This window comes from Streptomyces sp. NPDC058872, assembly GCF_042743065.1.
Lineage (GTDB): Bacteria > Actinomycetota > Actinomycetes > Streptomycetales > Streptomycetaceae > Streptomyces.
Genome location: NZ_JBHYMK010000059.1, coordinates 25,507 through 49,335, shown reverse-complemented (window position 1 = coordinate 49,335; position 23,829 = coordinate 25,507). Strand labels below are relative to the sequence as shown.

Below are 23,829 nucleotides of genomic sequence, written 5' to 3'. Positions count from 1 at the left end.
GCCTCCGCCCCCGTCGGGGCGGGGCACGGGCCCCCGCCGTTCCGCCTGCTTACGCGCCGATCGCGTGCAGACCGCCGTCCACGTGGACGATCTCGCCCGTGGTCTTCGGGAACCAGTCCGACAGCAGGGCGACGATGCCGCGGCCGGCCGGCTCCGGGTCGTCCAGCTTCCACTCCAGCGGGGAGCGGCTGTCCCACACGGACGCCAGCTCGCCGAAGCCCGGGATGGACTTCGCGGCCATGGAGCCGAGCGGGCCCGCGGAGACCAGGTTGCAGCGGATGTTCTGCTTGCCGAGGTCGCGCGCCATGTAGCGGCTGGTGGCCTCGAGGGCGGCCTTGGTCGGACCCATCCAGTCGTACTGCGGCCATGCGAACTGCGCGTCGAAGGTGAGACCGACGACGGAGCCGCCCTCGGTCATCAGCGGCAGCAGCGCCATCGTCAGCGACTTCAGCGAGAAGGCGGAGACGTGCATGGCGGTGGCGACCGACTCGAACGGCGTGTTCAGGAAGTTGCCGCCGAGGGCGTCCTGCGGGGCGAAACCGATCGAGTGGACGATGCCGTCGAGGCGGTCTCCGAACTGCTCGCGGACCTGGCCCTCGAGACGGGCGAGGTGCTCGTCGTTGGAGACGTCGAGCTCCAGGACCTTGACGTTCTCGGGCCTGGGGAGCTTCCTGGCGATGCGCTCCGTCAGCGAGGGCCGCGGCCACGCGGTGAGGATGATCTCCGCACCCTGCTCCTGGGCCAGCTTCGCGGTGTGGAAGGCGATGGAGGACTCCATCAGCACACCGGTGATCAGAATGCGCTTGCCCTCAAGAATTCCGCTCATGTGATCAGTGACCCATGCCCAATCCGCCGTCAACCGGGATGACGGCTCCAGTGATGTACGAGGCGTCGTCGGAAGCGAGGAACCTGACCGCGGCGGCGATCTCCTCCGGCTTCGCGTAGCGGCCCAGCGGCACCTGCGACACGATGCCCGCACGCTGCTCGTCGGTGAGCACCGCGGTCATGTCGGTGTCGACGAAGCCGGGCGCGACGACGTTGAAGGTGATGTTGCGGGAGCCGAGCTCACGCGCCAGGGAGCGGGCGAAGCCGACCAGCCCGGCCTTGGAGGCGGCATAGTTGGCCTGGCCCGCGGAACCCAGCAGACCGACGACCGAGGAGATCAGGACGACGCGGCCCTTCTTGGCGCGCAGCATCCCGCGGTTGGCACGCTTGACCACCCGGAAGGTGCCGGTGAGGTTGGTGTCGAGGACGGACGTGAAGTCCTCCTCGGTCATGCGCATCAGGAGCTGGTCCTTCGTCACGCCGGCGTTGGCCACGAGGACCTCCACCGGGCCGTGCTTCTCCTCGATCTCCTTGTAGGCCGTCTCCACCTGCTCCGCGTCGGTGATGTCGCACTTGACGGGAAGGCAGCCGAGCTCGACCAGGGCGGCCGGGGGCTCGCCGGAGCGGTACGTGATCGCGACCTTGTCGCCGGCCTCGGCGAACGCGCGGGCGATGGCGAGGCCGATGCCCCGGTTTCCTCCGGTGACGAGAACCGAGCGGCTCAACGGATCACCCTTTCGATAGCGGTCTGATAGCCGAAAACCTATCGGTATCGCTCCCGACATGGGGAATCGACCTCCGACAGTGGCGTACGGGCGTCACTGTCGGATCCCTACAGCTGGGAGGGCATGCGGCGCGCTCGGCACGGACGCCGTACGGACGCACGGATCCCCCGGAGGAACGCGCCGTACCGCTCGTCGGGCCCGCGACCACGGGGCACCGGACGGGGCACCCGTACATTTCGCGCCATCCCGAGGAACCGGGGTGCCGCAGCGCCGCGGGCCGGCGCCCGCCACGTGCCGCCCCGCGCTCCGGGAGCGGGCCCACCCGCCCGGGCCGCGGGTCGGCGGCCACGGGTCGGAGCGGTCGCCGGCCCTGTCGATGCCCCGCTCCGTCCCCTTCGGGCGGGACTCCATCGGGGCCGTCCCGTCGGGTGCGCGCTCCCAATGCGCCGATCCGACCCCCCGTCACGTGATTGACTTCCGGGGCAGTTCAACCACCGCCTTCCATCGCCGAGAGCGAGGCCGCTCGTGGTCCATCAGATCGACCCTTCGTTCGTCGCGCTGCCGTTGCGGGCGCTCGCCGATGCCGCGCTCGCCCGAGCGCGCGCACTCGGCGCCGAGCACGCCGACTTCCGTCTGGAACGGGTGCGCAGTGCCTCGTGGCGACTGCGCGACGCCAAGCCGTCCGGTTCCTCGGACACCACGGACCTCGGTTACGCGGTGCGGGTCGTGCACGGCGGGGCCTGGGGTTTCGCCTCCGGCGTCGACCTGAGCATGGACGGGGCCGCGCGCGTCGCCTCGCAGGCGGTCGCCATGGCGAAGCTGTCGGCGAAGGTGCTCGCTGCGGCGGGCTCCGACCCCGAGGGGCTTCCCGGAGGGGGTCCTCGGGGAAAGGTGGAGCTGGCCGAGGAGCCGGTGCACGCGGAACGCACCTGGATCTCCTCGTACCAGATCGACCCCTTCTCCGTCCCGGCGGAGGAGAAGAGCGCGCTGCTCGCCGACTGGAGCAGGCGGCTGCTCGGGGCGGAGGGCGTGGCGCACGTGGACGCCTCCCTGTTGACCGTCCACGAGAACAAGTTCTACGCGGACACCGCCGGCACCGTGACCACCCAGCAGCGCGTCCGTCTCCACCCGGAGCTCACGGCGGTCGCCGTGGACGGGAGGACGGGCGAGTTCGACTCGATGCGGACGATCGCTCCTCCGGTCGGGCGCGGCTGGGAGTACCTGACCGGAACCGGCTGGGACTGGGACAGGGAACTGGAGGAGATCCCGGGGCTGCTCGCCGAGAAGATGCGGGCACCGAGCGTGGAAGCCGGCCGGTACGACCTGGTCGTCGACCCGTCGAACCTGTGGCTGACGATCCACGAGTCCATCGGTCACGCCACCGAGCTGGACCGGGCGCTCGGCTACGAGGCGGCCTACGCGGGCACCTCCTTCGCCACCTTCGACCAGCTGGGCAAGCTCGCCTACGGCTCCTCGATCATGAACGTGACCGGTGACCGGACCGCCGAGCACGGCTTGGCCACCATCGGTTTCGACGACGAGGGCGTCGAGGCGCAGAGCTGGGACCTGGTGAAGGACGGCACCCTCGTCGGCTACCAGTTGGACCGGCGGATGGCGAAGCTGACGGGCCTCGGCCGGTCGAACGGCTGTGCCTTCGCCGACTCCCCCGCCCACGTGCCGGTGCAGCGCATGGCGAACGTGTCGCTCCAGCCGGATCCGGGCGGACTGTCGACGGAAGACCTGATCGGCGGCGTGGAGCGCGGGATCTACGTGGTCGGCGACCGGTCCTGGTCGATCGACATGCAGCGCTACAACTTCCAGTTCACCGGTCAGCGCTTCTTCCGCATCGAGAACGGCCGGCTCGCCGGCCAGCTGCGGGACGTCGCGTACCAGGCGACGACCACCGACTTCTGGGGCTCGATGGAGCAGGTCGGCGGCCCGCAGACCTACGTGCTCGGCGGCGCCTTCAACTGCGGCAAGGCCCAGCCGGGCCAGGTCGCCGCCGTCTCGCACGGCTGCCCCTCCGCCCTCTTCCGGGGCGTCAACATCCTCAACACGACGCAGGAGGCCGGTCGATGAGCCGCGTCAGCAAGCCGTACGAGATCGTCGAGCGGGCCCTCGAACTGTCCCGCGCCGACGGGTGCGTCGTCATCGCCGACGAGGAGTCCTCGGCCAATCTGCGGTGGGCGGGCAATGCCCTCACCACGAACGGCGTCACCCGGGGCCGCACCCTCACGGTGATCGCCACCGTCGACGGGGCCCAGGGCACCGCCTCCGGCGTCGTCTCGCGGTCCGCGGTGACCGTCGACGACCTGGAGCCGCTGGTCCGGGCCGCCGAGGAGGCGGCCCGCTCCGCGGGACCCGCCGAGGACGCCCAGCCCCTGGTGACGGGGGTGCCCTCCTCCCCCGACTTCACGGACGCCCCCGCGGAGACCTCGTCGAGCGTCTTCACCGACTTCGCCCCGGCGCTCGGCGAGTCCTTCGCCCGTGCCCGGGCCGGCGGTCGCGAGCTCTACGGCTTCGCCCACCACCAGCTGACCTCGACCTATCTGGGCACTTCCACCGGGCTGAGGCTCCGCCACGACCAGCCCAACGGAACGCTGGAACTGAACGCCAAGTCGCCCGACCGGTCGCGCTCCGCCTGGGCCGGGCGCTCGACCCGGGACTTCAAGGACGTCGACCCGATCGGCCTCGACGGCGAGCTCGCGACCCGCCTCGGCTGGGCGGAGCGGCGGATCGAGCTGCCCGCCGGCCGGTACGAGACCTTGCTGCCGCCGACCGCCGTCGCCGACCTGCTGATCTATCAGATGTGGTCCTCGACGGCCCGGGACGCGGTGGAGGGCCGTACCGTCTTCTCCAAGCCCGGCGGGGGCACCCGGCTCGGCGAGGCGCTCTCCCCGCTGCCGCTGACGCTGCGCAGCGACCCGAACGAGCCGGGCCTGGAATCCGCCCCGTTCGTGATCGCGCACTCCTCCGGCGACGACTCGTCCGTCTTCGACAACGGCCTGCCGATCGAGCCGGTGCACTGGATGGAAGCGGGCAGCCTGGCGCACCTGGTCACCACCCGGCACACGGCGGGACTCACTCGCTTGCCCGTGGCGCCGGGAGCGGGGAACCTGATCCTGGACGGCGGCGGCGAGCGCTCCCTGGCGGAGATGGTGGCCGCCACGGAGCGGGGCCTGCTGCTGACCTGCCTCTGGTACATCCGCGAGGTCGATCCGGCGACGCTGCTGCTGACCGGACTGACCCGGGACGGCGTCTACCTCGTGGAGAACGGCGAGGTGGTCGGCGAGGTGAACAACTTCAGGTTCAACGAGTCGCCGGTGGACCTGCTGTCGCGCGCCTCGGAGGCGGGGCGGACCGAGAAGACGCTGCCGCGCGAGTGGAGCGACTGGTTCACCCGGGCCGCGATGCCCGCCCTGCGGGTGCCGGACTTCAACATGAGCTCGGTCAGCAAGGGGGTCTGACCCCCCTAGACTGAGTCGTCGTACCACTGACAACTTTCTGAGGAGACGGACGATCGTGACGGACATCGTCGACGAGCTGAAGTGGCGCGGGCTCTTCGCCCAGTCCACCGATGAGGACGCACTGCGCAAGGCTCTCGCGGACGGTCCCGTCACGTTCTATTGCGGTTTCGACCCGACCGCGGCCAGTCTCCACGTCGGCCACCTGGTCCAGGTCCTCACCGTGCGCCGCCTCCAGCAGGCCGGGCACCGGCCGCTGGCGCTGGTCGGCGGGGCCACCGGGCAGATCGGTGACCCGCGGCCGACGGCCGAGCGCACCCTGAACGATCCCGAGACGGTCGCGAACTGGGTGAACCGGCTGCGTTCGCAGATCGAGCCCTTCCTCTCCTTCGAGGGGGAGAACGCGGCCGTCATGGTGAACAACCTGGACTGGACCGCCGGGATGTCGGCGATCGAGTTCCTGCGGGACATCGGCAAGCACTTCCGGGTCAACAAGATGCTGACCAAGGACTCCGTCGCCCGTCGCCTGGAGTCCGAGCAGGGCATCAGCTACACCGAGTTCAGCTACCAGCTGCTGCAGGGCATGGACTTCCTGGAGCTGTACCGGCGCTACGGCTGCACGCTCCAGCAGGGCGGTTCGGACCAGTGGGGCAACCTGGTGGCCGGTCTCGACCTGATCCACCGCCTGGAGCCGGGCGCCGAGGTGCACGCGCTCGCGACTCCGCTGATGGTCAAGGCCGACGGCACCAAGTTCGGCAAGACCGAGGGCGGGGCCGTCTGGCTGGACCCCGAGATGACCACGCCCTACGCGTTCTACCAGTTCTGGCTGAACGTGGACGACCGCGACATCTCCACCTACATGCGGATCCTGTCCTTCAAGTCCCGCGAGGAACTGGAGGAACTGGAGGCGCAGACCGCCGAGCGCCCCCAGGCGCGTGCCGCCCAGCGGGCGCTCGCCGAGGAACTCACCACCCTGGTGCACGGGGCCGAGCAGTGCGCGGCCGTCATCAACGCCTCCAAGGCGCTCTTCGGGCAGGGCGACCTGGCCGAGCTGGACGGGGCGACGCTCGCCGCCGCGCTGTCCGAGCTGCCGCACGCGCAGGTGTCCGAGCTGGGCCAGGTCGTGGACCTGTTCGCCGAGGTCGGTCTGGTGGCGAGCAAGTCGGCGGCCCGGCGCACGGTGAAGGAGGGCGGGGCCTACGTGAACAACACCAAGGTGACTGCCGAGGACGCGGTGGTCACCGCGGACGAGTTGCTGCACGGTCGCTGGCTGGTGCTGCGGCGCGGCAAGAAGAACCTGGCGGCGATCGAGTTCACCGGCTAGGGCGACCCCGTCCATCAGGAGGGCGGGCGGGGCCCGGGAGGGACCTTCCCGCCGTACCCCGGCCGCCGTTGCTCCGTGCGAGGGGCCCGGTGTCGCGCTTCGTGCGCGGCACCGGGCCCCTCGTGTGTTCCGCGCGCCGGTCAGGCCCGCTGTCTGTTGCCCTTGAGCGCGGCCCAGACCATGTCTCCGACGCCGACGACGGCGACGGCGCCGATCAGCTGGAGCAGGTGCCGGGTCCAGTCGATGCCCCGGGTGTCGTTGACTCCGATCCAGGTCGCGACCGCGTTGCCGAGCACGCTGCCGAGCATGCCGAACACGATCGTCAACCACAGCGGGATCTGCTGCTTCCCGGGCAGGATCGCCTTCGCGATCAGACCGAGGACGAGTCCCACGATGATCGCCCACAACCAACTCATCGCCGCCTCCTTGTACGCATGTGCGCCCAGTCTCGGCCCATCGACCGTACGGCGCACGTCGGACGGCGGCGTACGTGCCCCGGCCTCGTCGGCGCCACCGGGCGGGCGTACGGTGGAACGAGGTCCGGACCGGGGAGCGTCCGGCACGACCGGTAGGTGGTGAACGGCGATGCCGAAGCGTGGTGGGGCCGAGGTCTTCCGGATCACGGGGGCCCGGCAGGGCCTCGCCGAGGACGTGCGGAAGCGACAGCGACGCTACGTGATCTCGATGAGCGTCCGGACGCTCTCCGTGATCGCGGCGACCGTCCTGTGGAACGTGGAGCGCCACGTGGCCGTCGTGGCCCTGGTGCTGGGCGCCGTACTCCCCTACATCGCCGTGGTGATCGCCAATGCGGGCCGGGAGACGGCCCCGTCCCTTCCCTCCACTTTCGTCGCGCCCCCGGTACGCCCCGCACTGGGCGCCGGAGAGCCGCTGGAGGGGGCCGAAGCCCGTCGACCATGAGGGCGAACCCCTGACCGTCAGGCCCGAACCGCTCACGCGAAGTGACCGAAAAGCTCAAGAAAAGCTCAGATCAATCATGAGGTTCCAGTGCACCGCACCCCATGTGCCGTGACATACTGCCTACGCGCTCCGCATCCCCCGTCGGAGCGACGGACCGATGCCGGGCAGCTCCCCCCGTGGCTGCTCGGCATCGCCCTTGCTGGACAATGATCCGGTGATCAACGGTCCCGTGAGCGAAGAAAATCCGATCTGTTCCGCGAAGGGGTGCCGCGCCGACGCCGTCTGGGTCCTGGCGTGGAACAACCCCAAGGTGCACGCCCCGGAACGGCGCAAGACCTGGCTGGCGTGCGAGGAACACCGCGAGCACCTCTCCCAGTTCCTGGGCGTGCGGGGCTTCCTCAAGGACGTGGTCCTGCTGGACGACTGGGAGTCCGAGGACCGGCCTTCCTAGGAATCGGGCGCTTCCCCCCCTTTCCGGGCTTCAGCCGCCGATCGCCGACATCGGGCGCTCCGGCTGGAGGAAGTCCGGGTCGTCGAGGCCCGAGCCCGCCTTCTTGCCCCACATGGCCTTCTTCCAGATCTCCGCGACCGTGGCGTCGGGGGCGTCGGAGCGGAGCGCGGCCCGCAGGTCCGTCTCCTCGGTGGCGAAGAGGCAGGTGCGCACCTGCCCGTCGGCGGTGAGCCGGGTGCGGTCACAGGCACGGCAGAACGGGCGGGTGACGGAGGCGATGACGCCGACCGTGTGCGGTCCGCCGTCGACCACCCAGCGCTCGGCGGGGGCCGATCCGCGCTCCTCCGAGGCCTCGGACGTCAGGACGAAGCGGGTGCGCAGGGACTCCAGGATGTCCCCGGCGGTGATCATGCCCTCGCGCTTCCAGCCGTGCTGGGCGTCCAGGGGCATCTGCTCGATGAAGCGGAGCTCGTACCCCTCCCGGATCGCCCAGGACAGCAGTTCGGGGGCCTCGTCGGCATTGAGCCCGGGCATCAGGACGGCATTGACCTTCACCGGAGTGAGGCCGGCCTCCCGGGCTGCTGCCATGCCGTCCAGCACGTCCTGGTGCCGGTCCCGCCGGGTGAGGGTCTTGAAGACCTCGGGCCGGAGGGTGTCGAGGGAGACGTTGACCCGGTCGAGGCCGGCGGCCTTGAGGGCCGCGGCGGTGCGTCGGAGACCGATGCCGTTGGTGGTGAGGGACATCCGCGGGCGGGACTCCAGGGCGGAGCAGCGCTCGACGATTCCGACGAGGCCGGGGCGGAGCAGTGGCTCGCCACCGGTGAAGCGGACCTCGGTGACGCCGAGGTCGGTGGTGGCGATGCGGATCAGCCGGACGATCTCGTCGTCGGTGAGGAGGTCCGGCTTGGCGAGCCACTGGAGCCCCTCTTCCGGCATGCAGTAGGTGCACCGCAGGTTGCACCGGTCGGTGAGCGAGACGCGCAGGTCAGTGGCCACACGGCCGTAGGTGTCGATGAGCACTGTGGGCCCCCTCCCTGGATTCCGGATGCCTGTGGTCCGAGCCTACGCGAGCGGACCGACAACGAGCAGGGCAGATTGTCACGAGGACCGACGCGGCCGCGTCGTAGAACCATACGACGCGGCCGGCGGGGCACGGCGGAGCTCAGGTGGTTCAGTGCGCTCCGACTCCGGTGAGGGACTTGACCTCCAGTTCCGCGTACTTGCCCTTGTCCGGCTCCTCCTTGGAGAGGATCGAACCGAGCCAGCCGAGCAGGAAGCCGAGCGGGATGGAGACGAGGCCGGGGTTCTCCAGCGGGAACCAGTGGAAGTCCACCGTCTTGAACATCGCCGTGGGCTTGCCGGAGACCACGGGCGAGAAGAGCACCAGGACGACGGCGGAGACCAGACCGCCGTAGATCGACCAGAGCGCACCCTGAGTGGTGAACCTCTTCCAGAAGAGGGAGTAGAGGAGCGTGGGCAGGTTGGCCGAGGCCGCGACGGCGAAGGCGAGGGCGACCAGGCCGGCGACGTTGAGGTCGCGGGCGAGGGCGCCCAGCGCGATGGAGACGATGCCGATGAAGACGGTCGCCCAGCGGGCGGCCTTGACCTCCTCCTCCTCGGTGGCCTTTCCGCGCCTGATCACATTGGCGTAGATGTCGTGGGCGAAGGACGAGGAGGAGGCGAGGGTCAATCCGGCGACGACGGCGAGGATGGTCGCGAAGGCGACGGCGGAGATGACGGCGAGCAGGATCGCGCCGCCGGTGGAGTCGGCGCCGCCGCCGATCTCCAGGGCCGCGAGCGGGGCAGCGGTGTTGCCCGCCTTGTTGGAGGCGATGATGTCGCCGTTCTTGAGGAGGGCGGCGGCACCGAAGCCGAGGACGATCGTCATCAGGTAGAAGGCGCCGATGATGCCGATGGCCCAGTTGACCGACTTGCGGGCGGCCTTGGCGGTCGGCACCGTGTAGAAGCGGATGAGGATGTGGGGCAGGCCGGCCGTGCCGAGGACGAGCGCGATGCCGAGCGAGAGGAAGTCCAGCTTGGAGGTGGCGGTCGCGCCGTACTTGAGGCCGGGCTCCAGGAACGCCCCGCCCTTGCCGCTGTTGGTCGCCGCGGCGCCGAGCAGTTCCGAGACGTTGAAGTGGAACTTGAGCAGGATGAGGAAGGTGATCAGGAGCGTGCCCGCGATGAGCAGGACGGCCTTGACCATCTGCACCCAGGTGGTGCCCTTCATGCCGCCGATGGTCACGTAGACGATCATCAAGAGCCCGACCAGGGCGACGATCGCGACCTTGCCGCCGTCACTGGTGATGCCGAGCAGGAGCGAGACCAGGACGCCCGCACCCGCCATCTGGGCGAGCAGGTAGAAGATCGAGACGACGATCGTCGAGGTGCCGGCGGCGGTGCGGACGGGACGCTGGCGCATCCGGTAGGCGAGGACGTCGCCCATGGTGAACCGGCCGGAGTTGCGCAGTGGTTCGGCGACCAGGAGCAGGGCGACGAGCCAAGCGACGAGGAAGCCGATCGAGTAGAGGAAGCCGTCGTACCCGAAGAGGGCGATGGCCCCGGCGATGCCGAGGAAGGACGCGGCGGACATGTAGTCGCCGGAGATCGCCAGACCGTTCTGGAAGCCGGTGAACTGGCGTCCGCCGGCGTAGAAGTCGGCGGCGCTGCGGGTCTGGCGGCCGGCCCAGACGGTGATGCCCAGGGTCGCGAGGACGAAGGCGCCGAAGAGGGCGATGATCAGGGTGCGGTGCTCGGCGGTGGCGTTGCCCGCCGCAAACAGGACGGGGGTGTTCATGCGTCGCCCTCCATGCGGTTCCTGATGGCGTCGGCCCGGGGGTCGAGCCGGTTCGCCGCGTGCCGGGAGTAGAGCCAGGCGATGAGGAAGGTGGTGAGGAACTGGCCGAGGCCGAGGACGAGCGCCACGTTGACGTTGCCGAAGACCCGGGTCCCCATGAAGCCGCCCGCGTAGTTGGAGAGCAGCACGTAGAGCAGGTACCAGGCGATGAAGGCGATCGTCAGGGGGAAGGCGAACGAACGGTAAGTACGGCGCAGTTCGGTGAATTCCGCGCTTTCCTGCACGGTGACGAACTCCTCCGTCGTGGGCCGGACGGAACCGGTGTCGACGTCCGTGCCGTTTCTGGGTGGCGGCGGTGCTTCGGTAGCCACGGATTCTCCTCGTGACGCGGGGGCGGGCGACATGGTCAAGGGGTCCTCACCAGGGGTGCGGGAATCGGGGCTCCGGGCGGAGCCCCTCCCCTGCCCAACGGCACGGAGGCGGAAGCGAAGCGGTTCACACGGGGGATTTCTTCGAACAGATCTTCATGAAGTCTTCTCAACTCATTGAAGCTTCGGGAAGATCAGCGATAGCTTCACTCGTCATGCACCTGTCCGCGCGCAAACCCGCGCGCGGACAGTACATACGGATGATGTGGAGAACCCATGGCTCATCTGGGATCGAGGCGCGGCCGAGCTCTTGCTCTGCCTGCTGGTCTCGTGCTCACGGCCTCGCTCGGCTTCCTTCCCTCCGGCGCCGCCTCCGCCGCGGAACTGAGTGACGCTCCGACGGTCGCCACCGAGGCGACCAACGGCCCCAAGCTCTCGTACGTCGTCAACGTCGCGGGGGGTCGCTGGACCGCCGCTTCGGTGAAGAAGGCGATTGCCGCGGCCGGCGGCGAAGTGGTCATCTCGTACGACCAGATAGGCGTGATAGTCGTCCACTCGCAGAACCCCGAGTTCGCGAAGACGATCCGCCAGGCGCGCGGTGTGGTGTCGGCCGGTGCGACCCGCCACGCCCCGCTCTCCGTCCAGTCCGACGACTCCGTCGACGAGGGCGCGCAGACGCTGTCCGCGGCCGAGGCCAAGGCCGCCGCCGAGGCCGCCTCCGACGACCAGGACCCGTTCGAGCCCCTCCAGTGGGACCTGCCGGCCATCAAGGCCGACAAGGCCCACCAGAAGACGCTCGGCAGCGAGCGCGTCACCGTCGGTGTCATCGACACCGGCGTCGACGACACCCACCCGGACCTGGCGCCGAACTTCAACGCCGCCGCCTCGGCCAACTGCGTCTCCGGCAAGCCGGACACCACCGCCGGCTCGTGGCGCCCGATGGAGGGCGAGAGCGACCACGGCACGCACGTCGCCGGCACGATCGCCGCCGCCAAGAACGGCATCGGCATCACCGGCATCGCGCCCGGCGTGAAGGTCGCGGGCATCAAGGTCTCGACCCCGGACGGCTACTTCTACACCGAGGCCGTGGTCTGCGGCTTCGTGTGGGCGGCCGAGCACGGCGTCGACGTCACGAACAACAGCTACTACACCGACCCCTGGATGTTCGCCTGCAAGACCGACGAGGACCAGAAGGCCCTCATCGAGGCGGTCACCCGGGCGACCCGCTACGCGGAGAAGAAGGGCACGGTCAACGTCGCCGCGGCCGGCAACTCCAGGTTCGACCTGGCGGCCGACACGATCACCGACACCAGCAGCCCGAACGACTCCACCCCGGGCACCCGTGACATCAACCCGCGGGAGTGCTTCGACTACCCGGCGATGCTGCCGGGCGTGGTGACGGTCTCCGCGACCGGCGCCAAGGACCTGAAGGCGTCGTACTCCAACTACGGCCTCGGCGTGATCGACGTCGCCGCGCCCGGTGGCGACCGCACCGAGTACCAGACGCCGGACGCCCCGGCGGTCAACGGCCGCATCCTGTCGACCACGGTCAACGGCGGCTACAACTACAAGGCCGGTACGTCGATGGCCTCGCCGCACGCTGCCGGCGTGCTGGCGCTGCTCAAGTCGACGCACCCCCACGCGAGCCCGGCGGCGCTGAAGGCGCTGCTGTACGCGCAGGCCGACGAGCACGCCTGCACCAACCCGTACGACATCAACGGCGACGGCACCGTCGACGCCGTCTGTGAGGGCGGCAAGCACAAGAACGGCTTCTACGGCGCCGGCATGGTCGACGCCCTGGACGCGGTGAAGTAAGCAGTACGGCAGTGGGGAGGGCCCCGGTGTGGTGCGCCACACCGGGGCCCTCCGCACGGCATCCGGTGCGATAGTGACCCCCATGGACGAGGGCATGGACAACGGGGTGCGCACCGGTACGGAGTTGCTGTGGTCGGCCCTCGGCGGCGATCCCGCCCACGTCGACCGGGTGGAGTACGGCGGTGTCTCCGGGCTGCTGCCCGCACGGCTGCCCGTGATGGACCTGGCCAGGGCGACCGTTGCGGTCTGTGCGCTCGCCGCGGTGGAGCACGCGGGGCTTCCGGGGCCGGTGCGGATCGACGACGGCGCCGTCGCCACGGCCTTCGTGAGCGAGCGCCACCTGCGGGTCGACGGACGGGCCCCGGTCACCTTCGCGCCGCTCTCCCGCTTCTGGCGGGCCGCCGACGGATGGGTCCGCACCCACGCCAACTACCCGCACCACAAAGCGGCGTTGCTCACCGCGCTGGACGTCACCGACTCCGTCGAGGCCGTCGAGGCCGTCGCGGAGGCGATCGGGGGGCGGCGGGCCGTCGAGGTCGAGACGGCGGTGTACGCGGCCGGGGGGCTGGCCGTCGCCCTGCGCACGCCCGAGGAGTGGGCGACGGGCGAGCAGGGGCGGGAGGTCGCGGCACGGCCGCTGTTGACGCGGGAACGGCTCGACGGGGCCGCGCCCCGGCGGCGCACCGGCCCGCTGCGGGTCCTGGACCTCACCAGGGTGATCGCCGGTCCCGTCGCGACCCGGTCGCTGGCGCTGCTCGGCGCCGACGTCTTGCGGATCGACCCGCCGGGCAGGCCCGAACTGCCGGACCAGCACGCCGATGCGGACGTCGGGAAGCGGACCGCGGCCCTGGATCTGGACCGGCCGTCGGACCGGCGGACCTTCGACGGACTCCTCGACGCGGCCGACGTCCTGGTGACCGGCTACCGGCCGGGCGCGCTCGACCGCTTCGACCTGGAGCGGCCGGGATTGGTGACCGCCCGGCTCTCCGCCTGGGGCGACTACGGCCCGTGGGGCAACCGGCGCGGCTTCGACTCGCTGGTGCAGGTGGCGACGGGCATCGCGGTGACGGAGGGCTCGGCCGAAGAGCCCGGGACGCTGCCCGCCCAGGCCCTGGACCACGGCACGGGCTATCTGCTCGCAGCGGCGGTCCTGCGGTCGCTGACCGAGCAGGAACGGGACGGCGGGAGCCGGCTGGTACGGCTGGCACTGGCGCAGACGGGGCACTGGCTGACCCACGCCCTGCCGCGGTACGAGCCCGAGCGGCACCTCACGGAGTCGGAGGGACCGCTCGGGCGCCTCCGGCACGCCCTGTCACCGGTGTCGTACGAAGGCGGCCCCTCCTCCTGGACGCGCCCCCCGGGCCTCGCGGGGGCCGATGCGCCGGAGTGGTCGGGGGCCTGACGGCCGTGCCGGTCGGTCCCGGTCCGGGGCGCCGAGGATGCCCCGCCCGCCCCGGTCCTGCGGCGCGGGCGGGTGGACGTCCGCGTGACGGACGGCGCCGGGCTACGGCTTGACCAGGACCTTCAGGGCCGTGCGGTCGTCCATGGCCCGGTAGCCGTCGGGGACGCCCTCGATGTCGACCGTCAGGTCGAAGACCGGGGACGGGTCGATGGTGCCGGACAGGACGTCCGGGAGGAGTTCCGGGATGTACGCCCGCACCGGCGCGACGCCGCCGCGCAGGGCGATGTTCCGGTCGAACATGACGGACAGGTCGAGGCCGGTGCCGCTGCCGTGCGGGACGCCGACGTAACCGATCGAGCCCCCGTCGCGGGTGATCGCGACCGCGGTGCGCATCGACTGCTCGGTGCCGACGGCCTCGATCACGCCGTGGGCGCCTTGGCCGCCGGTGAGTTCGCGGACGGCGGCCTCGGCAGCCTCGCCGCGCTCGGCGACGACGTCGGTGGCGCCGAAGGCGCGGGCGATGTCCGTGCGGGCGGTGTGCCGACCGAGCGCGATGATCCGCTCGGCCCCGAGCCGCTTGGCGGCGAGGACGCCACAGAGGCCGACGGCGCCGTCGCCGACGACGGCGACCGTGGAGCCGGGCTTCACCCCGGCGCCGAGGGCGGCGTGGTGGCCGGTGCCCAGGACGTCGGAGAGGGCGAGCAGTGCGGTCAGGAGCCGGTCGTCGGAGGCCGCCTCGGCGGGGAGCTTGACGAGGGTTCCGTCGGCGAAGGGGACGCGCACCGCCTCGCCCTGGCCGCCGTCGGAGCCGACCGAGCCCCAGAAGCCGCCGCGCGGGCAGGAGGTCTGGAGGCCCTCCGCGCAGTACTCGCAGGTGCCGTCGGACCAGACGAAGGGGGCGACGACGAGGTCGCCGGCGGCGAAGCCGGTGACCTCGGAGCCGACCGCCTCGACGATGCCGAGGAACTCGTGGCCGATGCGCTGGCCGGGCTGTCGGGCGGCCTCGCCGCGGTAGGCCCAGAGGTCGCTGCCGCAGATGCAGGCACGCAGGACGCGCAGGACGACGTCCGTGGAGTCCCGGATCACCGGGTCGGGCACGTTCTCCACGCGCATGTCGAACGGGGCGTGGATGGTGGTGGCGCGCATGGGGGAGGCGGTCCTTGCTGTCAGGCGGTCATACGACGTTCACCGTACATCGCGCAGCCCTCCGACCGTCAGCAGGTACTGCGCCGCCACGTAGGTCAGCATGACCCAGAAGGCGGGGGCCGGGAGCTGGGGCCAGTCGGCGACGCCGGTGGCGATGAGGGTGTCGGACAACAGGAACAGGGTGCCGCCCAGGCCGGCCAGGAGTCCGAGCGCGCCGGCGCGGTAGGCCATTGCGGTGAGCAGGAGCGAGTAGCCGGCGACGGGGATCCGGAGCTCGGCGGGGAGGTCGGGCCAGAGGAGGGCGACGGTGGCGACGAGGACGACTCCGTACAGGGCGCCGAGCGCCGGGGACGTGCGTCCCCGACCGAAGAGGACGAGGTAGCAGACGTGTCCGGCGGCGAAGGAGCCCATGCCGACGAGGAAGGCCCAGTCCGCGTCGGAGAGCAGGAAGACGTCGCCGCCCCAGCCGAACAGGAGCGCGGCGACCAGCGGCCCGGGGGCACTGCGGGTGAGGGCGTACCCGGCGAGGAGGGGCATCAGGAGCGGCTTGGCGATCTGGTGGCCGAGCTCGGCCCCGGCGAGCAGGGAGACCAGGTCGACGACGGCCGCGAGACCGAAGGCGGCGAGCAGGGCGCGGGAGGCGGCGGGCGGGAGGGTGCGGTCGGTGGCGGTGGCGGTGGTCACGCGGCGGCCTCCGGGGCGGTGGGGAGGACGGCCTCCGGGGTCGCGGGGGCGACCTCCGGGGCCTGGGGGGCGGAGGGCTGCCAGCCGGGCCCGCGGAAGACCCGTCCGGCCCGTTCGCGCCAGCCGTGCGCGGCCCGGAGGTCGCGGGCGATGGAGGCGTACTCGTGGGTGGCGACGCGCAGCGGGTTGTAGGTCTCGATGTTCTTGGTGAGCCCGTAGACGGGCCGCTCCGTCTCCGCCACCCAGGACCCGAACATCCGGTCCCAGAGGATGAGGATGCCGCCGAAGTTCCGGTCCAGGTAGCCGCCCTGGGAGGCGTGGTGGACGCGGTGGTGCGAGGGGGTGTTGAGGACGTACTCGAAGGGGCGGGGCAGCTTGTCGACCCGCTCGGTGTGGATCCAGAACTGGTAGACGAGGTTCACCGAGTAGCAGAAGGCGAGCGCCGCCGGGTGCACGCCGAGGGCGATCATCGGCAGGTAGAACGGCCAGGAGGTCACGCTGGTCCACGGCTGGCGCAGGGCGGTGGTGAGGTTGAACTTCCGGCTGCTGTGGTGGACGACGTGACAGGCCCAGAGGATGCGGATGACGTGGTGCCCGCGGTGCTGCCAGTAGTAGAAGAAGTCCTGCGCGAGCAGCATGAGCGGGATCGTCCACCACAGGACGGGGACGCGGAGCGGAGTCAGTTCGTAGACGGCGGTGTAGATCGCGACCACGGGGATCTTCCACAGCGCGTCGAAGGCGAGGCTCCCCAGCCCCATGCCGACGCTGGTGGCGGCGTCCTTGGCCTCGTACCCGACGGCGTCCTCGTCGGGATGGATGCGGTGGCTGACCATCTCCACGACGGTGAGCAGGACGAACGCCGGTATGGACCAGAGCACGACATCGGGCAGGTTCGGCATGCCGTTGACGGTAGAGGCGCGGACCGGAGGAGGGCTAGACGTTGTTACCAACAAGTATGCGAGACGGCTTGTCAGCAAGCTTTGGCACCTTCCGACAAGCAGGGGAGTCCTCCGGGCCGCGTTTCGCGGGTCCCGCACCGCCCTCCGGACGGGCGGGGAGCCGTTTTCGGAGCGCTCGCTAGACGCCCGCCGCCCCCAGCAGGGACCCCGCGCCGTAGGTGACCGCCATCGCCAGCGCACCGCCGCAGACGTTCCGGAGGACGGCGCGGCCGGCCGGAGCCGCACCCAGTCGGGCGGACCACCAACCGGTGAGGGCGAGGGCCGCGAGGACGGACAGCACGGTGATCCAGAGGCGGGCCGAGGCCGGGGGCAGGACGATCGCGAGGAGCGGGAGCAGGGCTCCGACGGTGAAGGCGAGGAAGCTGGCACCGGCCGCGTGCCAGGGATTGGTCAGGGCATCGGGGTCGATGCCCAGTTCCACCCGTGCGTGGGCGCGGAGCGCATCGCGGGCGGTGAGTTGCTCGGCGGCCTCCCGGGCCACGTCCCGGGAGAGGCCGCGGGCCTCGAGCAGCCCGGTCAGTTCGGCGAGTTCGGCCTCCGGTTGTTCGCGCAGTTCGCGCTTCTCCTGGGCGAGCGCGGCCTTCTCCGAGTCGCGCTGGCTGGAGACCGAGACGTACTCCCCCGCGGCCATCGACATCGAGCCGGCGAGCAACCCGGAGAGGCCGGCGGTGAGCAGGGCGGCCTGGGACGTGGTGGCACCGGCGACGCCGACGACGAGGCCGGCGGTGGAGACGACGCCGTCGTTGGCTCCGAGCACGGCCGCCCGGAGCCAGTTGAGACGGGAGCCGAGGCCGCCACCGTGGGCCTCGTCGTGTGCGGGGGGTTCGGTCACGTCAGGAGGGTCGCACCCGACGGCTCACCAGACGCGGACCGACCCGCCCGGAGCGAAGGCCGGACTGGTGGCGCCCTCGGGGACCTCCTTCAAGGGCTGGGCGATCTCCTCGACGGCGGGGCCGTGGACGGCGGCCAGGCGGTCGAGGAACTCGCGGTCGAAGCCGTAGACCCGGGCGGCGTTCCCGCCGACCATGGCGGCGACCTCGTCCTCGGGCAGTCCCGCGTAGGCGATGCGCAGCCCTTCGCGGGAGTACGGGGTGGTGCCCTCGTCGTGCGGGTAGTCGCTGCCCCACATGATCTTGTCGAGGCCGATCCGGTCGCGCAGCGGCACCTCGTGGGGGCGCATGAAGCTGGCGCCGACGAAGCAGTTGTCGCGCCAGACCTCGCTGGGGCCCTTGCCCATGGAGTCCGCGAGCCCCGTGCCGAACTTGGACTCGGCGGTGGCGGCCCGGGAGGCCGCGGTGACCAGTCGCCCGTGGTAGTAGTCCAGCATGTCCAGGATCCCGGGGATCCAGCCCGAGCCCTGTTCCGTCAGGACGAGCCGCAGGCCCGGGTGGCGGCGGAACGCTCCGCCGAAGACCAGGTGCCACAGCGCCCGGTGGGAGAACCACGTGGTCTCCACCATGAAGACGGCGCGGGCCGCGGGTTCGTCACCGAGCGGGGGCGAGGCCGAGCCGCCGTGGTGGTTCACCGGCACGTCGAGCTCCGCGCAGACCGCCCAGAGCGGGTCGTAGGACCGGGAGTACAGTTCGGGCACCCCGGAGCCCGGTGGCGCGCCGGGCAGCAGGATGCCGCCGGTCAGCCCGGCCTCCTTGGTGCGGCGCACCTCCCGCACCGCCTCCTCCACGTCGTTCAGGAGGATCTGGGCCACGCCCGCCCTGCGGCCCGGCGCCTCCGCGCAGAAGTCGGCCAGCCAGCGGTTGTGGGCGCGCAGTCCGGCCCAGCGGAGCTCGTACTCCTCGCGGGTCGGTGCGGGGGCCGTCAGCGAGGCGGACGGGAAGAACGGCGGGATGGTGTTCGGGAAGACGACCTCGGCGACGATCCCGTCGGCCTCCAGCTCGCGCAGCCGGCGCTCGGAGTTCCAGTTGCGGTCCGCGGTGTCGGCGAGGAGGTCCTGGTACGGGTTGACGTAGCCGGCCGCCCAGGCGTCGAAGGCGTCGTGGTGCTTGCCCTCCAGGTACGGCCGGTAGTCGAGGAGGTCGGCGCCCGCGTGGCAGTCGGCGGAGACGACGGTGTACCGGTCCGGCTGTTCGCCGGCCCGTTCCTCCTCGCGCGCCGGTGCGCCGTCGCTCCGCTCGCCGTTCACCGGTCCGCTCCGACGACCGGGAAGTCGTGGTCGGTGAGCCAGTGCCGGCCGACCCGGCGCGAGCGGTCCCAGGACGCCTCGACGGCGGTCTGGTCGACGGGCTGGCCGAGGTCGGCGGGGACGGGGCCGATCCGGCGGGCCAGGGGGGCCAGCGCGGGGAGGTCGAACCCGAAGACCTCGGCGGCTGCGAGACCGAGCATCCGACGGGTCTCCTCGACCGGGATGTCGTGGAAGGTCTTCCGGAGCCATGCGCGCGTGTCGGGCCAGGTGCCTTCCGGATGGGGGAAGTCCGAGCCCCACAGGATGTTGTCGACGCCGATCTCGTAGCGCTGGGCGAGCTCGCGCCGCTTGGTGTTGGTGGCGCAGACGAAGACCTGCCGGTCCAGGTACTCGCTCGGAGGTCGCTTCAGCTCCGCGAACGGGGACAGCTTCTTCCCCCCGTGGGCGCCGAGGTAGAGCCGGTCCATGAACCAGAGCAGGTTCGGCAGCCACCAACATCCCGATTCGGCGATCCCGAACCGCAGGCCGGGATGGCGCTCGAAGGCTCCCGACCAGAGCAGGAACCACAGCGGCCTGGCCGGCCACCAGGTGACCTCGGAGACGTAGATGCCGAGGTGGTCGCCGTACTCCTCGCGCGGCGCCGCGCCGGAGTGGGTGACCACCGGCATGCCGGTCTCGGCGGCCGCCGCCCACACCGGGTCGTAGCAACGGTCGTGGTAGGGGGCCCTGTCCACCCACATGGAGGGGATCATGAGCGCGCCGAGCCCGGACTCCTTGGCGCGGTGGACCTCGGCGACGACCTCGCGGACGTCGGCCGTGACGGGGAGGAGGGCGACCCCGCAGTGCCGGAGCGGGTTCGCGGAGACGAACTCCGCGAGCCACCGGTTGTGCGCCCGTGCGCCGGCCATGCCGAGCTCCGGGTCCTGGTCGCCGGAGAGACCGAGGCCGACGCCGAAGGGCGCTGCGGTCCGGCTGTCGACGGCGTCCGCGTCGGGGAAGACGACCTCGGCGGCCACCCCGTCGCCGTCGAGCTCCTTGATGCGCCGGGCGGCGTCCCAACCGCCGCGCAGGCCCTCCTCGTTGTCGCTGAACCACTTGTCGGCGAAGGCCTCGTTGCGCACCCCGAGCCGGGTCATGGCTTCCTGACGGGCCTGTCGTCCCGCCAGGAAGTCGTCGAAGTCCCGGTGGAACCGGCGGTCGAGATAGGGCCGGTACTCCTCGGTGGGCAGCCCGGCGTGGCAGTCGGAGGAGATGATCAGGTACGGGTCCTCGTGGCTCATGGCGAAGCCCTTCAGTCGCGTCCGTCGAGGATGAAGCCCTCCAGGTAGGAGGGGTTGGTGCGGTCGAGCATCGAGCGGGAGCGCGCCCTGATCTGACGGTCGCTGTGCTCGCTCGCCGGCAGCATCCAGAAGCGGTCGGCGCGGATGCCGTCGACGACGTGCGCGGCGACCTCTTCGACCGGGGTGAAGGCCACCTCGCGACCGGCCTCCTTCATGGCCGCCTCCCACTGGGCGAGGCTGCGGTACGGGGTCCTGCGCGGCCGCTGCTTGGCGTACCGCTCGGGCCGGTTGCGGTGCGACTCCCACAGCCCGGTGCGGAGCATGTGCGGGCCCGGGAAGAGGACCGAGGCGCCGACCGGTGCGCGCTCCGCCCTGAGGTGGGCGTAGAGGGACTCGGTCATGGTGACGACGGCCGCCTTGGTGACCGCGTACACGGAGGCGGTGGGCAGCGGGGCGATCCCCCCGTCGCCGGAGGAGGTGTTGACGACGTGGCCGGGTTCGCCGCCGGCGAGCATGCGGGGGACGAAGGCCTGGACGCCGTGGAAGACGCCCCAGACGTTGACGGAGAAGGCCCACTTCCAGTCGTTGGGCTCGTGCTCCCACATGCGCCCCTCGGCACCGGAACCGACGCCCGCGTTGTTGCAGAGGACGTGGACGGCGCCGAAGGCGTCGTACGCGGCGTCGGCGAAGGACCGGACCGCCTCGGGGTCGGAGACGTCGACCGTCCGGGCGAGGACCTGCGCCCCGCCCGTCGCCAGCTCGTCGGCCGCCGCCTCCAGGGCGTCCCGCTCGACGTCCCCGAGCACGACGGCGAGGCCCTCGGCGGCGAAGCGGCGGGCCATCGCGAGCCCGATGCCGCTCGCCGCGCCGGTGACGACGGCGACCTGCCCCTCACGCAGCTCCATCGGAGACCTCCGTTCGGGCACCCGTGTCGGGCGGTGCGTCGAAGACCTGCATCGGGTCGTCGTACCGCTGGTGGACGTAGGGCAGCAGGGCCCGGGCCGAGACCCGCTCGGCGACCGTGCCCTTCTGGTCGGTGGTCTTCTCGCCGATCGTGATCTCGACGAGCCGGCGCACCGGGAGGTCGGCGACCGGGTCGTACATGGATTCGCGCAGGACCACGTCGCCGGTGACCCGCTCCAGCTTCCGCACCCTCTCGTTGCGGACGCAGTGGACGAGGACGGGGTCGGCGTCGAAGCCGGCGCCCTCCACTCCCGGAAGGAACTTGAAGTAGAAGTCGGTCTTCTCCACCGGTTCCGGCAACGGCAGCGGACCGGAGACGGCACCCCGCACCTCCACGAACGCGATGCCGTGCCGGGCGAGGGCGGCGCGCACCACGAGCCCGTCGCGCCCGACCGTCACCTCGCCCAGCTTCTTCGGTTCGCCGAAGACCTCGCGCCCTCCGGTCAGGGCCCGCTCGTGGGTCATCGGCATGACCAGCGGGTACCAGCCCTCCCGGTCGCCGTGGGCGGCGGCGACGGCGACCGAGCCGGCGCCGAGGGGGTGGCCGGGCAGGTCGACCTTGCTGATGGTGGCGCGCACGAGGGGGTGCGCGGTGGGCTTCAGCGGCGGCGGCAGGACCGCCGCCACGACGTCCGGGTCGGTCTCCCAGACGGCGACCACACCGGTGGACCAGATGTCGGGGAGCCTCGCGGACCGCTCGCGGGCCGCCGCCGCCTCGGCCTCGCTGCGCGCCCCGTACCGTACTCGTGCCATGACGTACCGCCCTTCGGGATCGTCGGCCTGTAACACAGTTACACGATGGCGGCGCAGGGTAAAGAGGCGTGCACACAGAGGAGTTGGGGAACCGATGACACGCTCCGCACTGTCCCGGGACGAGGTCCTGGACGCCGCGGCGGCCCTGGTGAGGGAGCACGGCCCGGACGCCCTGACCATGCGTCGGCTCGCAGCCGAGCTCGGCACCGCGGTCACCTCGATCTACTGGCACGTCGGCAACCGCGAGTCGCTCCTCGACGCGCTCGTCAACCGCACGATCGCCGACCTCGGCACGATCAGCCCCCGAGGGGCGACCCCGGCCGAGCGGATCGTCTCGGTCGCCCGTGCGCTGCGCCGCTCCTTGCGCGCCCGCCCGCACCTGGTGGCGATGGTCCACGAGCGGGGACTGACCGAGCGGATGTTCCTGCCGGCCCGGCGCGCCCTGGTCCACGAGGCGCACGCGGCGGGGCTGCGCGGGGCGGACGCCGCCCGTGCGGTCCACGCCGTGCAGTTCCAGGTCGTCGGGCACGTCCTGGTGGAGCGCAACCGCGAGCGGGCGCCGGCCCGGTCCCCCGTCGAGGAGGAGCCGTGGCAGGCAGGGGGCGTGGAGGACGACACCCTCGCCCGCGCGCTGGCCGCACCGATCGACTCCGAGCAGCTCTTCGAGGACTCCGTCCGGGCCCTGGTGGCCGGGCTGCTCGCCGGCGCCGCCGGGCACCCCGGGGAAGCGCCGACCGTCCGCGGCGGCGACGGTGCCCGGGACGCCGGGGAGGGTCCTGTCGGCCGCGGGCCGTATTCTCAATGACCATGCTTGAGGACCGCACGACAGCAGGGCCGTGGCCGACCGCCTACCCACCGGGGTACGCGGTCGTCGACGTGGAGACCACCGGACTCGCCCGCGACGACCGGATAGTGTCGGCTGCCGTCTACCGGCTGGACGCGCGGGGGAACGTCGAGGACCACTGGTACACCCTCGTCAACCCCGAGCGCGACCCCGGGCCGGTGTGGATCCACGGCCTGACCAGCGACGTCCTGGAGGGCGCACCGCTCTTCCCGGAGATCGCGGCGGAGTTCGCCGCACGGCTGGACGGACGGGTGCTGGTCGCACACAACGCGATGTTCGACTGGCAGATGATCGCCCGGGAGTACGCGCGCGCACGGTCCGCGGCGCCCGTGCGCCAGCGGCTGTGCACGATCGCCCTCGCCAAGGAGCTGTCGCTGCCGCTGCCCAACCACAAGCTGGAGTCGCTGGCCGCGCACTTCGGCGTCGTGCAGCAGCGCGCGCACCATGCGCTCGACGACGCCCGGGTGCTCGCCGAAGCGTTCCGCCCCAGCCTGCACGCGGCGGCCGAGCGCAACGTGCGGCTGCCGCTCCTGGAGTGCCGGCCGCTGACGGAATGGGCCTCGTCGTCCGGGGGTTCGCAGGTCGGCCGGCAGCCGGCCTACCGGGCGGGCAGCTGGCGCCCCGCGCGGAAGCGTCCGGCGTGCCCGTACCCCAACCCCGGACGGTACGAGGCGGACAAGCCGCTCAAGCAGGGCATGCGGGTGGCCTTCTCCGGCGACACCTCCGTGGACCGCGAGCTCCTGGAGGACCGCACCGTCGAAGCCGGCCTCCACGTCGCCACCAGCGTCTCCCGGCTGACCAGTCTGCTCGTCAGCAACGACCCCGACGCCGCCACCTCCAAAACGGTGCGGGCGAAGTCGTTCGGCACGCCGATCGTCGACGAAGCGGCCTACGCGCAGCTGCTGCGGGACGTGGACCCGGCAGACGGGTGACGCCCCCGGCCCGGCGGGCGCGCCGTGCTGCGCACGCAC

Annotated in this window: 23 protein-coding genes; 9 read left to right on the top strand and 14 right to left on the bottom strand. The window is 71.6% G+C overall.

All coding sequences use genetic code 11. The annotated features are described in order from the left end of the window. Window positions 1-49 precede the first annotated feature (49 nt). Window positions 50-826 (bottom strand): enoyl-ACP reductase FabI, encoded by a 777-nt coding sequence (gene fabI, locus ACFW22_RS29235; protein ID WP_386410100.1) that lies wholly within the window; start codon window positions 824-826, stop codon window positions 50-52. 4 nt (window positions 827-830) lie between these two features. Further along, a complete protein-coding gene (fabG, locus tag ACFW22_RS29230; RefSeq protein ID WP_386410097.1) occupies window positions 831-1,550 on the bottom strand; it encodes a 3-oxoacyl-[acyl-carrier-protein] reductase in 720 nt (239 codons plus the stop codon). A 525-nt stretch (window positions 1,551-2,075) separates the two neighbouring features. On the opposite strand from fabG, the gene ACFW22_RS29225 reads away from it, so the two are divergent. From ACFW22_RS29225 to tyrS, 3 genes are read left to right on the top strand one after another with little or no spacing between them, the layout of a single operon-like run. Next, the gene (locus ACFW22_RS29225; RefSeq protein ID WP_386410093.1) at window positions 2,076-3,629 is read left to right on the top strand and encodes a TldD/PmbA family protein; all 1,554 of its coding nucleotides are present in this window, start codon (window positions 2,076-2,078) and stop codon (window positions 3,627-3,629) included. Continuing rightward, window positions 3,626-5,017, top strand: coding sequence for a metallopeptidase TldD-related protein (locus ACFW22_RS29220; RefSeq protein ID WP_386410090.1), 1,392 nt, complete (start codon window positions 3,626-3,628; stop codon window positions 5,015-5,017). The genes ACFW22_RS29225 and ACFW22_RS29220 overlap by 4 nt, the downstream gene beginning before the upstream one ends. A gap of 55 nt (window positions 5,018-5,072) precedes the next feature. Continuing rightward, window positions 5,073-6,338, top strand: coding sequence for a tyrosine--tRNA ligase (tyrS, locus tag ACFW22_RS29215; protein ID WP_386410087.1), 1,266 nt, complete (start codon window positions 5,073-5,075; stop codon window positions 6,336-6,338). Between the two features lie 140 nt (window positions 6,339-6,478). Here tyrS and ACFW22_RS29210 read toward each other — a convergent pair whose 3' ends face one another. Beyond that, entirely contained in the window at window positions 6,479-6,754 is a 276-nt protein-coding gene (locus ACFW22_RS29210) for a GlsB/YeaQ/YmgE family stress response membrane protein (RefSeq protein ID WP_386410084.1), read from the bottom strand. 169 nt (window positions 6,755-6,923) lie between these two features. Here ACFW22_RS29210 and ACFW22_RS29205 point away from each other — a divergent pair, with 169 nt between their 5' ends. Together ACFW22_RS29205 and ACFW22_RS29200 are read left to right on the top strand one after the other, a co-directional pair. Further along, a complete protein-coding gene (locus tag ACFW22_RS29205; RefSeq protein ID WP_386410081.1) occupies window positions 6,924-7,256 on the top strand; it encodes a DUF3099 domain-containing protein in 333 nt (110 codons plus the stop codon). Window positions 7,257-7,485: 229 nt separating this feature from the next. After that, the gene (locus ACFW22_RS29200; protein ID WP_384885855.1) at window positions 7,486-7,707 is read left to right on the top strand and encodes a hypothetical protein; all 222 of its coding nucleotides are present in this window, start codon (window positions 7,486-7,488) and stop codon (window positions 7,705-7,707) included. Between the two features lie 30 nt (window positions 7,708-7,737). Here the strand turns inward: ACFW22_RS29200 and moaA are convergent, their stop codons facing one another. The 3 genes from moaA to ACFW22_RS29185 form a co-directional block, all read right to left on the bottom strand. Next, window positions 7,738-8,727, bottom strand: coding sequence for a GTP 3',8-cyclase MoaA (gene moaA, locus ACFW22_RS29195; protein WP_386410078.1), 990 nt, complete (start codon window positions 8,725-8,727; stop codon window positions 7,738-7,740). Between the two features lie 151 nt (window positions 8,728-8,878). Beyond that, entirely contained in the window at window positions 8,879-10,504 is a 1,626-nt protein-coding gene (locus ACFW22_RS29190; protein ID WP_386410075.1) for a cation acetate symporter, read from the bottom strand. Further along, a complete protein-coding gene (locus tag ACFW22_RS29185; protein ID WP_386410073.1) occupies window positions 10,501-10,875 on the bottom strand; it encodes a DUF485 domain-containing protein in 375 nt (124 codons plus the stop codon). The genes ACFW22_RS29190 and ACFW22_RS29185 overlap by 4 nt, the downstream gene beginning before the upstream one ends. A gap of 273 nt (window positions 10,876-11,148) precedes the next feature. Between ACFW22_RS29185 and ACFW22_RS29180 the strand changes: the two genes are divergently transcribed. Both ACFW22_RS29180 and ACFW22_RS29175 read left to right on the top strand, forming a co-directional pair. Beyond that, window positions 11,149-12,687 (top strand): S8 family serine peptidase, encoded by a 1,539-nt coding sequence (locus tag ACFW22_RS29180; RefSeq protein ID WP_386410071.1) that lies wholly within the window; start codon window positions 11,149-11,151, stop codon window positions 12,685-12,687. A gap of 82 nt (window positions 12,688-12,769) precedes the next feature. Further along, window positions 12,770-14,089 (top strand): CoA transferase, encoded by a 1,320-nt coding sequence (locus tag ACFW22_RS29175; protein WP_386410069.1) that lies wholly within the window; start codon window positions 12,770-12,772, stop codon window positions 14,087-14,089. Window positions 14,090-14,191: 102 nt separating this feature from the next. On the opposite strand, the gene ACFW22_RS29170 is transcribed toward ACFW22_RS29175, so the two are convergent. The 8 genes from ACFW22_RS29170 to ACFW22_RS29135 form a co-directional block, all read right to left on the bottom strand. Beyond that, window positions 14,192-15,235, bottom strand: a complete 1,044-nt coding sequence (locus ACFW22_RS29170; RefSeq protein ID WP_386410067.1) for a zinc-dependent alcohol dehydrogenase family protein — start codon at window positions 15,233-15,235, stop codon at window positions 14,192-14,194. A 39-nt stretch (window positions 15,236-15,274) separates the two neighbouring features. Continuing rightward, on the bottom strand, window positions 15,275-15,919 hold the full coding sequence (locus tag ACFW22_RS29165; RefSeq protein ID WP_386410065.1) for a lysoplasmalogenase: 645 nt from the start codon (window positions 15,917-15,919) through the stop codon (window positions 15,275-15,277). Then, a complete protein-coding gene (locus ACFW22_RS29160) occupies window positions 15,916-16,818 on the bottom strand; it encodes a sterol desaturase family protein (RefSeq protein ID WP_386410063.1) in 903 nt (300 codons plus the stop codon). The genes ACFW22_RS29165 and ACFW22_RS29160 overlap by 4 nt, the downstream gene beginning before the upstream one ends. A gap of 178 nt (window positions 16,819-16,996) precedes the next feature. Continuing rightward, on the bottom strand, window positions 16,997-17,710 hold the full coding sequence (locus ACFW22_RS29155) for a VIT family protein (protein WP_386410061.1): 714 nt from the start codon (window positions 17,708-17,710) through the stop codon (window positions 16,997-16,999). 24 nt (window positions 17,711-17,734) lie between these two features. Continuing rightward, complete coding sequence (locus ACFW22_RS29150; RefSeq protein WP_386410059.1) at window positions 17,735-19,018, bottom strand: amidohydrolase family protein; 1,284 nt, start codon at window positions 19,016-19,018, stop codon at window positions 17,735-17,737. Then, entirely contained in the window at window positions 19,015-20,298 is a 1,284-nt protein-coding gene (locus tag ACFW22_RS29145) for an amidohydrolase family protein (protein ID WP_386410057.1), read from the bottom strand. Before ACFW22_RS29145 ends, ACFW22_RS29150 begins: the two co-directional genes overlap by 4 nt. An 11-nt stretch (window positions 20,299-20,309) precedes the next feature. Beyond that, a complete protein-coding gene (locus ACFW22_RS29140) occupies window positions 20,310-21,203 on the bottom strand; it encodes an SDR family NAD(P)-dependent oxidoreductase (protein ID WP_386410055.1) in 894 nt (297 codons plus the stop codon). Further along, entirely contained in the window at window positions 21,190-22,014 is an 825-nt protein-coding gene (locus ACFW22_RS29135) for an acetoacetate decarboxylase family protein (RefSeq protein WP_386410053.1), read from the bottom strand. The genes ACFW22_RS29140 and ACFW22_RS29135 overlap by 14 nt, the downstream gene beginning before the upstream one ends. 94 nt (window positions 22,015-22,108) lie before the next feature. Between ACFW22_RS29135 and ACFW22_RS29130 the strand changes: the two genes are divergently transcribed. Beyond that, window positions 22,109-22,819, top strand: coding sequence for a TetR/AcrR family transcriptional regulator (locus ACFW22_RS29130; RefSeq protein WP_386410051.1), 711 nt, complete (start codon window positions 22,109-22,111; stop codon window positions 22,817-22,819). After that, window positions 22,816-23,790, top strand: a complete 975-nt coding sequence (locus ACFW22_RS29125; protein ID WP_386410049.1) for a DEDDh family exonuclease — start codon at window positions 22,816-22,818, stop codon at window positions 23,788-23,790. The genes ACFW22_RS29130 and ACFW22_RS29125 overlap by 4 nt, the downstream gene beginning before the upstream one ends. Window positions 23,791-23,829: the final 39 nt, after the last annotated feature.

Excerpts from the sequence above, each read along its gene's own strand:
- fabI (WP_386410100.1), bottom strand. The coding sequence starts at position 826 with ATGAGCGGAATTCTTGAGGGCAAGCGCATTCTGATCACCGGTGTGCTG.
- ACFW22_RS29210 (WP_386410084.1), bottom strand. The coding sequence starts at position 6,754 with ATGAGTTGGTTGTGGGCGATCATCGTGGGACTCGTCCTCGGTCTGATC.
- ACFW22_RS29175 (WP_386410069.1), top strand. The coding sequence starts at position 12,770 with ATGGACGAGGGCATGGACAACGGGGTGCGCACCGGTACGGAGTTGCTG.
- ACFW22_RS29205 (WP_386410081.1), top strand. The coding sequence starts at position 6,924 with ATGCCGAAGCGTGGTGGGGCCGAGGTCTTCCGGATCACGGGGGCCCGG.
- ACFW22_RS29170 (WP_386410067.1), bottom strand. The coding sequence starts at position 15,235 with ATGCGCGCCACCACCATCCACGCCCCGTTCGACATGCGCGTGGAGAAC.
- ACFW22_RS29220 (WP_386410090.1), top strand. The coding sequence starts at position 3,626 with ATGAGCCGCGTCAGCAAGCCGTACGAGATCGTCGAGCGGGCCCTCGAA.
- ACFW22_RS29135 (WP_386410053.1), bottom strand. The coding sequence starts at position 22,014 with ATGGCACGAGTACGGTACGGGGCGCGCAGCGAGGCCGAGGCGGCGGCG.
- ACFW22_RS29130 (WP_386410051.1), top strand. The coding sequence starts at position 22,109 with ATGACACGCTCCGCACTGTCCCGGGACGAGGTCCTGGACGCCGCGGCG.
- ACFW22_RS29160 (WP_386410063.1), bottom strand. The coding sequence starts at position 16,818 with ATGCCGAACCTGCCCGATGTCGTGCTCTGGTCCATACCGGCGTTCGTC.
- ACFW22_RS29190 (WP_386410075.1), bottom strand. The coding sequence starts at position 10,504 with ATGAACACCCCCGTCCTGTTTGCGGCGGGCAACGCCACCGCCGAGCAC.
- ACFW22_RS29145 (WP_386410057.1), bottom strand. The coding sequence starts at position 20,298 with ATGAGCCACGAGGACCCGTACCTGATCATCTCCTCCGACTGCCACGCC.
- ACFW22_RS29140 (WP_386410055.1), bottom strand. The coding sequence starts at position 21,203 with ATGGAGCTGCGTGAGGGGCAGGTCGCCGTCGTCACCGGCGCGGCGAGC.
- ACFW22_RS29125 (WP_386410049.1), top strand. The coding sequence starts at position 22,816 with ATGACCATGCTTGAGGACCGCACGACAGCAGGGCCGTGGCCGACCGCC.
- ACFW22_RS29180 (WP_386410071.1), top strand. The coding sequence starts at position 11,149 with ATGGCTCATCTGGGATCGAGGCGCGGCCGAGCTCTTGCTCTGCCTGCT.